We start from the raw sequence: 13688 nt of genomic DNA, 5'->3' as shown, positions 1-13688 counted from the left end.
GAGTTTGTAATGACCCCGCCCCACAGCCTTTGACTTAAGAAATAAAGATAGACTTCCTAAGCTACTGGCAGTGGGGTTGGGTTCTTTTATTAAGGGTTCAGCAGGATAGAATCTTCGTTAAGAGGTATAACCTCATTCTCCTTTGCAAAACGCGGAAAAGGGTCAACCTAAGGAAAAATTGACGCAAGCCATCGTTCTGCTGTTGAAGATGGAGATGTTTTTTTAATTAATCTGACAAGAAATACTTTTTAATCATATTGCAAGGCAGTTAATGTTTTATTTTTTTCCATATGGGTACATAGCCATAAAATGAAAGGTAAAGAAATCAACGTCATTAGTAACTTGTAGTTCCAGACATTAGCCACTAAATTAATGATCTGATCATAGGGATAAATACCGCCAAACAATAAACTGTAATCAATTAAACACAATAAAGAATTCGCGCAAATATTAGCAATTAAGATGCGAAGAGGGCGCTGTAAAGCCCATTTTGGTTGTTTTAAATGATGCAATAACATCGCATTGCTTATGAAGGCGAGAAACAATGTCAAAGATGCGGCAGGCAATCTTTTGAGCATGATGAAGCTGTAAAAAGGGTTCAAATTCAAGAAGGTAGGTGAGGGTAAGGCTACAACAATCATTAATAAGACATCAAATATAAATTGAGTCGCAATTAGAACCAGACACAGTTTTAAGTTTACTTTATAACCCCATAACTCACCTAAAATCGTACTGATCACCAGGGTTATAGGAAAAAATAAAGAACTTGCTGATAGGATATTGTGTTTGTTAAAGAGCGCAATTATTCTGTATTCGCAAGCCAGGCAGATCAACATGACGATGATTGCAAAACAAATAAGATAATCATATAAAGGTAACTTTTCGCTACCTCGCTCGGGGGTAAAAGCTGTATTTTGATGTTTGAGTAAAAAAGTCAAATAAAAAACCCCAATCATAAGCAATATGAGGGAGGCAATCATGGAGGAATCAATAAAAATTTGTTTGAAATTAGGTAGATATGTTCCAGAAAATAGAAGCATAAAGTCCAAACCAAAAAAACTTAGCCCTCCTAATACAGCCAACAGCATGCATTGCTTCGATGTGGGAAGCGTCCTACTGGATTTTGGATAAAACAGTAGGTGCGGTAAGTAAAAACTAAGTGCAAAAGCTGTCGTAGTCGCAAAGAATTTTTTGGGAATATCTTCAAAAATGATTTGGTAAACTGGATTATTATGCATATATTCAGCGGCAGGTAAATTCACTAATACAAACACACCGATACAAAATACATATACAGTCATTAAAGAAATGTTCAAAAAATGCCTTTGTTCTTTAATTGTGAAGTTTCTTAAGGCTAATAAATATAATCCTGCAACTAGCGGACAGATTAAGCCATTCACAGAAAACATCAGTCCCTGCAGAAGGACAATTTTAAAAGAAACATTAATTAATAAAATCAGTGAGGTAATGGCACTTACAGTCAAAAATAAAAAACCAGGGGAATTCTGTGCAGGCAACGATTGATTCATTTGTGTCGGATTTCCATAAACAGTCCTGGCTTTTTCTACGATAATTGCTTTGTAACGAGCTAGTTCGTGCGCAAATATAACACTATAGTATTTAATATGGCAAGCAAATAAGAGCGGTTTGAATAAGGCTTCCTGGCGTTCTTTCTGCGGCAATAGAAGTATGAAGAAAAAGGAATGCTAATGGGATACTTTATCAATAAAAGGCTCTATTGGGCGTATTTGGAAAGAAAATCAAATACGTACGGCTTAACTATTTCTTCGTAGATTTAAAGCCTGGGCACTGCTTAGTAACCCCCGGGGGTCGCTAAGCTGCTCCAGACTACAATGCACCCTAATTGCACCCACTCTTTTTAAAATTGGTTAGCTGTATTGTAATGATTGTATCTCATCAATTTTAGGACCACTATTTAGATTTTTTCGCTGTTTTGTAGAAAATAAACTATTAGCCGTTATTACAGAGGATGGTTTATGAGAAATCAACTGTTTTGCATCAGCGATCATTGTTGGCCGAGGTGTCTTTAACTCTTCAATTGACGGAGGTATTGTTGTTGATTTTTTTGTATCGGATGGAAGTTCGATTATCTTATCGGTTTCGTGTAAGCCAGCTTTAGAATTTGTTTTGGTTAAAATGATTTCACGAGAGACATCGTTGCGTTCAATCCAACGTTTAAGTGCAGTAACAAAATTCCAAAAATCTTCTTTTTTACTTAAAGATAAAAGAAATTCAGATAGTTTTATAGGTAAACCAAAACGATACCAAAGAATTTTAGGTAATGTGTATTTAACTGTAGAAGCAATTGGCTTAGCCCCAGTTGTTAGGGTTTGAATCGGTTTTGTAGATTCAACAATGTCTATAATATTAAGTAAGTCGCTGCGTATTTCAGGCCAAAATTGTTTGATTACTGGATCATTAACGGCATTTTTGGGATTATGAAACATATTAGGCAAAACGACCCGGGTAGCTTGCTTAAAAAATCCAGGTTGGGAAACCTGTACTTTTTCTAAATCACTTTCCAATATTTTTGTGAAAAACTTAAATACAGTTGAAAGTGGAATAAAAGGTTTCGCGCCTTCGGGGGGTTTAAAATCAATAGGCACTCTTTTCATTAAACCTGCAAAGACTACATCAATAATAAATCGTTTTGTCCGGTCATACAAAAATAAGGGATCAACTGGAATTGGGGTATCCTTTTGTGGTTTGACCAAGGGTAGCGACATATGAGAAGCAACATTGATATGCAATAAAAGCAGCAAATGTTGTAATGTTCTGTTATACAGATAGGGGGGGACGCCTACAGTGGATTCAAGTGCGTAATTCATGAGCGCGGAGGTTCCCGTGTACGCCAAACCCAAAGAAAGTATGGATTCTGATTTCATGCCTTTATGACGCTCACAACGCTCAGGTGTGGCCATATAGGTGATATATTCACCGTAAAAATAAAGGCCTAATACCCATGCAATTTGTTTACCACCATACGGAAATTGGCTAATTCCCCATAGCGTGAGATCATTTAAAGCTAATCCTATGGTTCCTCGCAGAGAGCCTTTAAACTTTCGTTTAAAATTGCAATCTTCTTCGACACAAAGCGTTGGGGTTGACGGGACAAGGGCTTTGTGTTCGTTAAAAGCAGAGGGTGCTATTGTGTCGAGAACTAAAGTATGGGCTACTAATTTAGTTGCCTGCCTATAGTTATAGAGTTGAACACCGTAATTGACTAAAGAAAGGGTGGATAAGAAAAGAGCATATGGAGCCAGGAGTGAACCCTGTTCTTCATTATAACCCTCACGAAAATAAGTTTGAATACCGTTATTTACATAGTTTACTGCTACTACGGGAAGTACGTCATGGAATACAACGCTTCCCATCCCCTTAATCACTTTTTTTACGGATTCCACCTCTGGTGTCATTTCTTCTACGCGAGTCTTAAATGGGGCAATTAAAGCAGGAATTGCTTCGCGTAATGCTAAAACTTGTTCGGTCACATAAAAGGCCGTATCTGCGGCATAGCTTACTACTTGTGTGATGGGGGCTTTGCTCAATGCCCAAGCTGCTCCATTACCAAATGATTTAGCCCCATCCATTACCGACGTCAACCAGTTCATACTTTTGCTCTCCGTGCAACCAGGAAATCTCATTGTATGAGGAAAAAATAAGAAATGCCAGTCTTTTCCTCATGAAGTACAGTAACACTACATTTTGCTATGATTATACTATTATTTATTGCATTTAAGACGTAAAACTGCTTAATTTTGTTACTCGCTTCCACCTTGTAGAGGAACAATAGCAATATCGTCACTAATTAATTGCTTTTTCCATGGTAAATCTCTATAAGTCTGCCCTTCGCTTAGCGGTAAAATTGGATATTTGATGACATCAAAAAATGGCGAAAGATCAAAGTCACTTGGTGTATAGAGACGAGGATTTCTATGTATCAATGCATAGCCTGTTTTATCTTTTGTAATCAGAGGTAAAATAGGATAATTCACTGATTGAAATACATCAGCGATCATTGAGGAACAAATATCTTCTGTGGGTTGTAACATATTATGTTGGAATAACGAAGAACGCCATCTGCGTGGAAAAATACTCCAGGGAAAAATAAAACGCGCAAGATCAAAAAGATGCCGTAAGCTGTAATTTTTTCCAATTCGGTGAATTGCCGAAGCAATCACCTTTTCTCTATCTTCTGGTAACAAAAAAGAAGGTCTTAAAATCCTGATGTGCTCACTTTTGTATTCATCGATGCAAGATACTCGAGTTCCTTCTCCGAGTAAGCTTTCAATAATTAACTGATCTGAAGAAAAATTTTTTATATGTTTTTGTACCAATTCATGTAAACCTGGAGCTGTTATGTCATCGATACGGCCAATATATAAAGCGGCATGAGTCCAAGTGCTTTCAGATATGAGCCTAATGATATTACCAATTCGGGTGTGGCTTTCGATTAGCAGAACATCACCAGGTTTTATCTCTTGGGTCAGTTGCACAAAATCATATAAATAAGTTCTTTTTGCCACACAGTCTTCTTTGGATAAAAAGCGATAAAACTTTATTAATATTTTATTTATAAAGGTATTTTTATGATGTGCGCTCATTATTGTTGTCCATAACTTACTATTATATTTTGTCAGTGGAAACTAAAGTTTGCCAGTTATTGTCTGCACTCAAATTATAAGAAATTGCTTCGTGCTGTAATTAACGTCAGCCTCGACAAAAAATAGAGTTATTTTTTGTCGAACAGTTTTATCTGCCCTGGATCTCGTATAAATGCCACCCATTTTACGGGATAGCGATTGTTTAACCATATAAAAGCTTTTCTATCCCTTTTATGCCGAACTCACGTTAATTATGATAAATTTTTATCCGGGTATTCGCAAAGATCTTCAATAATACACGATTTACAATGTGGTTTTCGTGCAGTACATACATAACGCCCATGTAATACTAGCCAATGGTGTGCGTCTTTTAAAAATTCAGATGCTGTATTCTTTATTAAGTTTTTTTCCACTTCCAAAGGAGTCTTACCCTTGGCGATCCCTGTTCGATTCGCTACTCGAAAGATATGTGTATCCACCGCTACAGTAGGCTGCCCAAAAGCAGTATTGAGCACCACATTGGCTGTTTTTCGACCTACCCCAGGTAATGCTTCTAATGCTTCGCGCTGCTCAGGGACTTTTCCATGGTAATTCTTGATCAGCATCTCACATGTTTTTATGATATTTTGTGCTTTGCTGTTATATAAGCCTATAGACTTTATATATTCTTTAAGTTTTTCTAATCCTAAATCAAGGATCTCCTGAGGTGTATTTGCTACAGGGAATAATTTAGCGGTTGCTTTGTTTACTCCAACATCAGTTGCTTGGGCTGAAAGAATTACAGCGATTAATAACTCAAAAGAAGAATGGTAGACCAACTCAGTAATTGGGTGTGGGTTTTGCGCTTGGAAGCGCAGAAAAATCTCACGGCGTTTTTGTTTATTCATGGGTTTTTTTAGCGTTGACACGTGCCAAAGCGAGTTGGATATAATCTTGCTTGGCTTTTATCTCTTGTGCTTTATTTGTGGCTTGCATCGCCAATTGGCGCTTTTCTCTATAAGCCTGTTGTTTTTCATGATCTTCTCGTAATAAACGGGACTGTTTGGCATGAAAGCGGATACGAGCCAAGTCTTTATCATATTCGGCAGCTGACGACTCCACCATCTCAATACAATCTACAGGACAAGGGGCAACACACAAACCACAACCAGTACATTCGTGTGTCATCACTGCATGCATTAATTTACCACTACCAATGATTGCATCTACAGGACACGCTTTAATGCATTTAGTGCAGCCTATACATTCAGCTTCGCGAATGACAGCAACGGATGGGGGGCGAGTATTTGCTCGTACTTCATCCAGATAGGGTGTGGGGTCGATATTGAGCAAAGCGCCTAATGCTGTTGCAGTAGCAATGCCACCTGGCGGACATTTATTGATTGAGGTTGTACCCTGGACAAGCGCTTCAGCGTAGGGTAAGCAACCCGAATAACCACACTCGCCACATTGAGTTTGAGGTAACAGAGCATCAATTTCTTTAACCGAGGCCATGATGCACCTGTTTTGATTGTTCCAGCATGGCTTGAATTTTTTCTTTTTCAACACGAACCATTAACGGTTGGAATGCATTGATTTGATGGTTCAATAAAGGGGTATTGATTGCTTCCCAAGTTAAGGGATTACAATTTAAGAAGGTTTCTGCCGAATGACTCATTAATGGCAGCACTGGTTTTAAATAAGTAATTAAAATACGAAATAAATTAATGCCCATAGTACAAATATCCTGTACCTCGCAAAGACGCTCTTCTTCTTTTGCCAATACCCAGGGTTTATTGGTATCAATATATTGATTGACTTTATCGGCACAGTCCATAATGTGGCGAATAGCACGTGCATAATCACGCGAAACAAATGATTCAATGATTTCGCTACGTACTGCGATGAGCTCTGCGTATAGTTGGGGTTCACTTAAATGTTCGCTTAGGGTGTTGTCAAATCGTTTATTGATAAATCCTGCACATCGACTTGCAATATTAACCACTTTACCTACGAGATCGGCATTAATTCTACTGGTGAAATCATCAAAATTTAAATCCAGATCATCGACACGACCATTGAGTTTGGCGGCAAAGTAATAGCGTAAATATTCCGGGTGTAAATATTCGATATAAGTGCGAGCTTCAAGAAAAGTCCCCCGAGATTTAGACATTTTTTGTCCGTCAACTGTTAAAAAGCCATGTGTATAAACCGCAGTAGGGGTGCGATGACCGCTAGCAGCAAGCATTGCAGGCCAAAATAAGGCATGGAAGTAAACGATGTCTTTACCCACAAAATGGTACAATTCTGTGTCAGAATCTTTATTCCAAAATTCTGCGAATGAAACTCCATGCTCATCACAGTATTTTTTAAAGCTTGCCATATAGCCTATAGGAGCATCTAACCATACGTAAAAGTACTTATCAGTTGTGCCTGGGATAGGGAAGCCAAAATAAGGTGCATCACGAGAAATATCCCATTGCTTTAACCCCGCTGCAAACCATTCGTCTAATTTATTGGCAACTTCAGTTTGTAAATGACCACCTCGAGTCCATTCTTTTAAAAGATTTTCATATCGAGGTAAATCAAAGAAATAATGTTCTGACTCTTTTTCTATAGGTTTAGCCCCGGAAATTGCAGAGACAGCATCAATGAGATCGGTTGGCGAGTAGGTAGCACCACAGACTTCACAGTTATCTCCATATTGGTCTTTAGCGCCGCATTTAGGGCAAGTTCCTTTGACATAACGATCTGGTAAAAACATTTCTTTTACCGGATCATAGGCTTGATGTATGGTTCTTTTAATGATTGAGCCATTTGCTTTAAGCTTTTCATATATTGCTGCAGCTAAAGCCTGATTTTCTGGCGAATGGGTAGTGTGATAACAGTCATAATCTATAGCAAAAGCTTTGAAATCACGTTCATGACTTAGCTTTATTTCAGCCGTTAATGTTTCTGGAGTGAGTCCCATTTGTTCTGCTTTCAACATAATTGGGGTACCGTGCGCGTCATCACCACAAATACTGATGCATTCAATCCCAGACATTTTATGAGTGCGAACCCAAATATCAGTTTGAATGTGCTCGACTAAATGCCCCAAATGTAAATGTCCGTTTGCATAAGGTAAAGCGCTGGTAACCAGCATTTTGCGTTGTTTCATCAATATAAAGCACCTACTTGTATGACAGATGGTTGATTATAACGCAAAAGGAAAGTAAATGCTTTAGAATGATATGTAGAATTGTAACCAGGTTTTAGTGGGACGGGTAGAAATAAAAAACGCGACTTAAGTCGCGTTTTTTATAACCTGTTATTTACATGATTAGCAAGAAAGTTGAAGTGCTTCCTCTTGATCTTTTTTCTCAACTACTGGTATTGAACTTGAGAATAATTCTGTAAATTTTGGTTCACTCTCGCTCTCTTTAGTAGCAAAATTTGTACTTTTAGGAGCTTGTGAATTTAATAAAATGAGGCTTGGGTTAGTATCAGGAATTTCATCATGGCTGTGTGAACTTTCGTCACTTAAAGATTCCTCATTACTGGCAGCTAATTTATCTGTTTTGCTAGGACGTTTAAAGTAACTGGCAATAGCAGAAACAGTGTTTACTGCAGCCGCAGTTAAGTAAGTACCAACAGAAGCAGCAGCAGCAGCTAATCCAGCAGCAAATCCAATTTGCAGCGCAGTGTTAGCGCCAACGATGCCTGCAATAGAAAAACCATATACTGTAAAAGTAGCAACGGCAGTTAAAGCAGCAGGCCACAAGAATAATGTAAGGCCAACACCGGCAGCCGCTGTTAAAGACAGCCAAGCAGCAACAGAGATTGCTCCTCTATGCGCACCGATGAAATTAGCAGTAGATTGGGCAACAGATTTAACTCCGTCAAGAAGAAGGCCTAAAAGACCACGTTTTGTCTTGACTTCTCCCTCTTTATTTTTTTGAGAAGAGCCTAATGTAAGATTAACCGCCCCGATAAAAATATCAGCTGGTAAATAAGCAACCGTCTGCATAAATTTTTTCATGTTTTACTCCAAGGTTATAAATCAGAACGGATGATAGCAATGAATTTGCTACATGTGAATCAAAAATGCTCAGTTTGTTGTAACAAAAGTGTAAATTAATTTGACTTTAAGCAACTTATTGGTTAATAGTTTTTCAGGTTTGTTATTATTTATTCTAAAAGAGCCGTTTTTAATAAAAATCTGATTTATTCGGTTTGTTAATACTCATTTTGGTTCTATAGTAGCAGGACCGTTTTCTACAATTTTGCAAATAGCTGCAATGGTGTTGGCGTTAAATAAAAAAACGCTTTCCTGCTTATCACCGATTGTCATTAGGTTAAGAAGCAAACAACCCAATTTCAAAACTCGGGTTGTTTTTTGAGGGGAATATTATTCTGCACCCTGCGTGTGTTATCAGCTAATAAATTTTAACGGCATCCTATTCAGGATGGCGGTATAAAGTAGGGTCATCAATGCCTGCGCCGATAAATCCTCGCTTTCTAAAAGTACAACTATCACATTGGCCACATGCTTCTCCAGCTTCGTTGGCCTGATAGCAAGAAACAGTCAGGCTATAATCTACGCCCAAGCTTATTCCAAGTTGTATGGTTTGCACTTTACTTAAATATTGTAGGGGGGCATGGATGGTGAAAGAATCGCCTGTTACTCCTGCTTTGGTAGCCAAGTTAGCTAGAGTTTGAAATGCACTTATAAATTCAGGGCGGCAATCGGGATAGTGAGAATAATCCACGGAACTTGCCCCGATAAAAATATCTCTGGCACCTATAGATTCTGCAAAACCCAATGCCATGGATAGAAAAATAGTATTGCGTGCAGGTACATAAGTTACTGGGATCTCCGAGCCTTCCTTAAAATCAGGGACATCCACGCTTGGGTCCGTCAAGGCAGAGTTATGAAATAATTCAGTATCCAAGGTGACAATCTGATGTGTTTTTGCTTTGTAATGTTTTGCAATCCGTTGTGCAGCAAATAATTCTGCTGAATGCCTTTGCCCATAGGAAAAGCTTATTGCATAACAGGCAAAACCTTTTGAGGCAGCTAAAGCAAGGCAGGTTGTTGAATCGAGGCCGCCTGAGAGTAAAATGACCGCTTTTTTCATTGAAAGTCTCCATAAATGACTTATTTTAAACCTAAATGGAATTTGTTAATTATGTTTGCTGTAAAAAAGAACCGCTTTTTTTAGGTAAAAAATACTGTTAGAATGCGCCAATTATGCCATAACATGGAACTTTATGACGACTACTCTTTATCCCGTTATCCTTGCAGGAGGTTCTGGGACTCGTTTATGGCCTTTGTCGCGAAAAAATTACCCTAAGCAGTTTCTTGCCTTAAACGGTGAATTGTCCCTTCTACAACAAACTGTGAAAAGAGCACAAAATCTTAAGAGTTCGCATACCCTTATTGTAAGTAATGATGCACATTACTTTCTTTGCCAGGAGCAACTCGATACTTCCGCTCATTCAATAACGTATCTATTGGAGCCGTGTGCACGCAATACGGCGCCGGCAATTGCAAGTGCAGCCCATTATATATCACAAATTGCTGGTTCTGATGCCGTGATGCTCGTGTTACCCTCAGATCATTGGATTGCTGATGATTTGGCATGGCAAGAGGCGATGCTTATTGGTGCGCAATTTGCCGCAGAGCAACAAGCTTTAGTGACTTTTGGCATTCAACCTGATAGTCCCAAAACAGGCTATGGTTATATAGAGGCAGGAAGATCACTTGCTGAAAATGTACATCAGGTTTTAAGCTTTAGAGAGAAGCCTTCAATTGATACGGCAAAAGAGTTCATCGCAAGTACTAATTATTATTGGAATAGCGGCATTTTTGTCTGTCGTGCCGGTGTATATCTGAATGAATTAGTGGAGCACCAACCAGACATCCATTATTTTAGTCGCCAGGCTGTTTTAAATGCCCAACACCACCATGACTTCTTGCGTCTTGATTTGGAAGAGTTTTCGCGCTGTGAAGCAGAATCAATTGATTATGCAATCATGGAAAAGACAAATAAAGCAGCCGTAATTCCTGTTGCAATGCAATGGAGTGATTTAGGGTGCTGGTCTGCAGTTGCAGATGCGAATAAACCCGATGAGGATGGAAATACCGTTACTGGAAAAGTGGTAGCTCAACAAAGCAAAAATTGTTTTATCCATAGTACAGATATCTTAGTGACAACTGTTGGAGTAGAAGACAAAATTATCGTTGCTACCCAAGATGCGGTTTTGGTCGCTGACAAACAGTATTCCCAACAAGTTAAAGATTTAGTTAATTCATTAAGTAAAGATCACCATGAACTAATCCAGGATCACCAACGCGTATCACGACCTTGGGGGTATTATGAAGTTTTAGCTGAGGGTGCATCTTTTAAAGTAAAACGGCTCATGGTTAAACCTGGTGCACGACTATCACTGCAAATGCACCAGCACCGAGCAGAGCATTGGGTTGTGGTTTCGGGGCAGGCGGAAGTTATTAATGACACACAAACTATATATTTATCAGTAAATCAATCTACTTATATTGCACAAAATACCCTTCATCGTTTAAGTAATCCAAGCAACGAACCTCTCTATGTAATAGAAGTCCAAAGCGGAGTTTATTTAGGGGAGGATGACATTAAGCGATTTGATGATATTTATGCACGTGATTTGTTGTAATCCCGCCTTTTCAAATTTTGAGCCTTTGGGCTTTTATATTGCACAGTTTTATGCCCTTTATTAAGGGCTGAACCTTCTACAAAACTTATTTAATTAGATTATGCAAATTTTAGTTTCAATACTGTAAATCAATCAATGCCCACCTTGTTTTTAAAATTAGTGCTATGTTATAAAAAAGAACACATTGATTTTTACTGTGATTAAAGGAATTAGTCGCCAAGATTTATAAACACAAAGGTAATATTATGGCTACCAGCAGCGGAATCCTTCACTCTTTTCTTAACGATAAATTAAATAAAAACAAGAACGTTGCTGACGTGCACTTTAAAGATTTTCTTAAGCTTCGCAAGGAGTTTCTTGAATACAGTAGGGCAGAGTGTGGTCTCATTGAAGTCGATTTTGATCCCAGCAACAAACTTACTGAGGTTACCCCTTCACTCTACACCAAAAATATGGTGATTGCATACCATGATAAACTTTATTACGCTGATACAAAAAATCAAAAAGTGATTGCGCTTGAAAAAAACAAAAGTAATAAAGATGACTATGAGCAATTAAGAAGAAAATGCACTCCAACTTATAATAAGGCAAAAGGGCATACATTAACCCAGGTACGATCAGTAACTGGTCGTGCTTTTAATGAGCATCGCAGTGATGATTTTCTTCCTTCCTTAAACTTCTATTTGGGAATATTGGGTGATACTGATAAAGCGATGTTTCCCTATATGAGTGAGGCGCAAAAAGAGCAATTACGATTTGATCTAAAAATGACACTTTTGCTTTTACTCGCTCAGCAACAACATGAAATAGACTATCAAAAAACTGAAAATCGCAAGGCATATACCCAGCATATTAAACGATGCGTCGAGTTTCTTCTCGTACTTGATCCTGAATATCAAAATTTCATTATAAAATCTCCGGAGCAAGCTGAGCTTAATCAGGATAAGCCACTAAAATATTTAGGATGGGTCGTTGGTCACGAACTTGGCCAAAAAATGGTAGATTGGACTGATACCAAAACCGAAAAAGGTACGACCAAAACGATTAAAGAATACATGGGGTCTCTTAATGAAAAGAGATTGAATTGGGTGTGGGAGTCAACTTTTTTAAAAACAGTAATTGATTTGATTCCTAAAGATCATCCTAATGCCGGTCAGGCTGCACAGGTAATCAGATATCCTGACCCTTATACAGGTACACTGAGCTGGGCATTATATTATGCACGTTTTGCATTAAATCTTTCTTTATTACTAAAACATACCATTAAAGGTCCCTGGATGAGTGAGGAAGAGGCAAAAATGCCTTGGTATGAGCGTTTTCAAACACAATGGGATCAACGAAAGTTTAGTTTATTGAATGATTCCCTATGGGGAACAGCAAATTTGGTTTGCTTTTTTTGGCTAACTGGAAAGAGTGTTTTAGGCACTTGGGGCGATGCACTCACCGTTGCTTTATTGATTTTTGATATCAGTATCGCTGTTTGGGATTTTGAGGAGCAAAAAACAAAATACAATAAAGCGATGCTGCAGTATTCTGAGGACATTGCCAGAATAGAAAAGCGGCTTAAAATTCTTAAAAGTCATACTCAACAAGAGGGTAATCAAGAGCGGGCTGCTGAAGAACGGCAATTACAGATGCAGCTGCATGCTTTAAAGAGAGAACAAGCAAAATGTGCAAGGGAATGGCAAATGAACAAACTTTCATTAATTAGCAATATTGCTTATGCGGTTGGTTTGATGCTGGCATTTGTCCTTTTAACGATGCCGTTCTTGCCTGTTGCCGCACCTGTTGCAGCTACTTTAAGTCTTGTTGGCGCGGTTGTTTGTCTTGCATTAACCATTATTAATAATGCGATAAAAGGTGGTATCGAATTGTATACCACTCATCAAACAAGAAAGGGAATAAAAGAAGAACTTGATCTTAAAGTGGACCTCTTGAAAAGAGAGGGGCATAAGTTAACTGAAGATCAAAGAAAACTTCTTTTCTTGGAAATTAAGAAGCTCCAGGCAGAAACTGAATATCAAAAGCAAATGATGATTTATCAATCAGTTAATTTAATACGTGGTATTGTACTTGATATTCTTATCCCTGCGATTGTATTCGTAAGTTTAGTATGCATGCCGTTAGGGTTTGGTATACTCACTATTGGTGCTGCGTTGGGGTTCGCTCTGGGTACTCGCGCTCTGGTTGACTCATTATTTAAACCAGAGGAAAAAAAGGCATTGGAGTTCGACCAAGAAGAATATACAAAATTTTATGCTTCGCTTAACAAGGTTGAAACGAAAAAGCCCCAAGGTTTCTTTAAGAAAACATCAGTAGATCCACTGAAAAAACCATTACTTGATGACAAGGATTTTGATTCTTCCATGGATCTAGAAGATGGGCCACTTTATTCAAACTAGATTT

The 13688-nt window shown here is 38.3% G+C and carries 10 protein-coding genes; 2 read left to right on the top strand and 8 right to left on the bottom strand.

All coding sequences use genetic code 11. The features are described 5' to 3' along the window. Positions 1–248: 248 nt before the first annotated feature. The 8 genes from EKG34_RS07750 to queC form a co-directional block, all read right to left on the bottom strand. Positions 249–1529: a VUT family protein gene (locus EKG34_RS07750; RefSeq protein WP_003633491.1), complete on the bottom strand. Its 1281-nt coding sequence runs from the start codon at positions 1527–1529 to the stop codon at positions 249–251. Between the two features lie 360 nt (positions 1530–1889). Further along, the gene (locus EKG34_RS07745; protein WP_003633489.1) at positions 1890–3632 is read right to left on the bottom strand and encodes a hypothetical protein; all 1743 of its coding nucleotides are present in this window, start codon (positions 3630–3632) and stop codon (positions 1890–1892) included. 150 nt (positions 3633–3782) lie between these two features. Beyond that, a complete protein-coding gene (locus EKG34_RS07740; RefSeq protein ID WP_012978753.1) occupies positions 3783–4625 on the bottom strand; it encodes a YiiX/YebB-like N1pC/P60 family cysteine hydrolase in 843 nt (280 codons plus the stop codon). A 251-nt stretch (positions 4626–4876) separates the two neighbouring features. Further along, entirely contained in the window at positions 4877–5512 is a 636-nt protein-coding gene (gene nth / locus EKG34_RS07735; RefSeq protein WP_003633486.1) for an endonuclease III, read from the bottom strand. Next, positions 5505–6119 carry an RnfABCDGE type electron transport complex subunit B gene (locus tag EKG34_RS07730; protein ID WP_003633485.1) on the bottom strand — a complete coding sequence of 205 codons (615 nt, stop codon included), beginning with the start codon at positions 6117–6119 and terminating at the stop codon, positions 5505–5507. The genes nth and EKG34_RS07730 overlap by 8 nt, the downstream gene beginning before the upstream one ends. After that, entirely contained in the window at positions 6106–7749 is a 1644-nt protein-coding gene (gene metG / locus EKG34_RS07725; protein WP_223800117.1) for a methionine--tRNA ligase, read from the bottom strand. Before metG ends, EKG34_RS07730 begins: the two co-directional genes overlap by 14 nt. Positions 7750–7926: 177 nt before the next feature. Beyond that, on the bottom strand, positions 7927–8625 hold the full coding sequence (locus tag EKG34_RS07720; RefSeq protein ID WP_003633482.1) for a hypothetical protein: 699 nt from the start codon (positions 8623–8625) through the stop codon (positions 7927–7929). Between the two features lie 418 nt (positions 8626–9043). After that, positions 9044–9724, bottom strand: a complete 681-nt coding sequence (queC, locus tag EKG34_RS07715; protein WP_003633480.1) for a 7-cyano-7-deazaguanine synthase QueC — start codon at positions 9722–9724, stop codon at positions 9044–9046. Between the two features lie 133 nt (positions 9725–9857). On the opposite strand from queC, the gene EKG34_RS07710 reads away from it, so the two are divergent. Continuing rightward, the gene (locus EKG34_RS07710; protein WP_003633478.1) at positions 9858–11282 is read left to right on the top strand and encodes a mannose-1-phosphate guanylyltransferase/mannose-6-phosphate isomerase; all 1425 of its coding nucleotides are present in this window, start codon (positions 9858–9860) and stop codon (positions 11280–11282) included. Between the two features lie 245 nt (positions 11283–11527). After that, complete coding sequence (locus tag EKG34_RS07705; RefSeq protein WP_003633476.1) at positions 11528–13684, top strand: hypothetical protein; 2157 nt, start codon at positions 11528–11530, stop codon at positions 13682–13684. The last annotated feature ends 4 nt before the right edge of the window (positions 13685–13688 follow it).

This window comes from Legionella longbeachae, assembly GCF_004283175.1.
GTDB lineage: Bacteria > Pseudomonadota > Gammaproteobacteria > Legionellales > Legionellaceae > Legionella > Legionella longbeachae.
This window is presented reverse-complemented; position numbering and strand designations above follow the sequence as displayed.

What these genes read in the sequence shown, in the direction of transcription:
- EKG34_RS07740 (WP_012978753.1), bottom strand. Translation starts at nt 4,625, where the DNA reads ATGAGCGCACATCATAAAAATACCTTTATAAATAAAATATTAATAAAG.
- metG (WP_223800117.1), bottom strand. Translation starts at nt 7,749, where the DNA reads ATGCTGGTTACCAGCGCTTTACCTTATGCAAACGGACATTTACATTTG.
- nth (WP_003633486.1), bottom strand. Translation starts at nt 5,512, where the DNA reads ATGAATAAACAAAAACGCCGTGAGATTTTTCTGCGCTTCCAAGCGCAA.
- EKG34_RS07750 (WP_003633491.1), bottom strand. Translation starts at nt 1,529, where the DNA reads ATGAATCAATCGTTGCCTGCACAGAATTCCCCTGGTTTTTTATTTTTG.
- queC (WP_003633480.1), bottom strand. Translation starts at nt 9,724, where the DNA reads ATGAAAAAAGCGGTCATTTTACTCTCAGGCGGCCTCGATTCAACAACC.
- EKG34_RS07720 (WP_003633482.1), bottom strand. Translation starts at nt 8,625, where the DNA reads ATGAAAAAATTTATGCAGACGGTTGCTTATTTACCAGCTGATATTTTT.
- EKG34_RS07705 (WP_003633476.1), top strand. Translation starts at nt 11,528, where the DNA reads ATGGCTACCAGCAGCGGAATCCTTCACTCTTTTCTTAACGATAAATTA.
- EKG34_RS07730 (WP_003633485.1), bottom strand. Translation starts at nt 6,119, where the DNA reads ATGGCCTCGGTTAAAGAAATTGATGCTCTGTTACCTCAAACTCAATGT.
- EKG34_RS07710 (WP_003633478.1), top strand. Translation starts at nt 9,858, where the DNA reads ATGACGACTACTCTTTATCCCGTTATCCTTGCAGGAGGTTCTGGGACT.
- EKG34_RS07745 (WP_003633489.1), bottom strand. Translation starts at nt 3,632, where the DNA reads ATGAACTGGTTGACGTCGGTAATGGATGGGGCTAAATCATTTGGTAAT.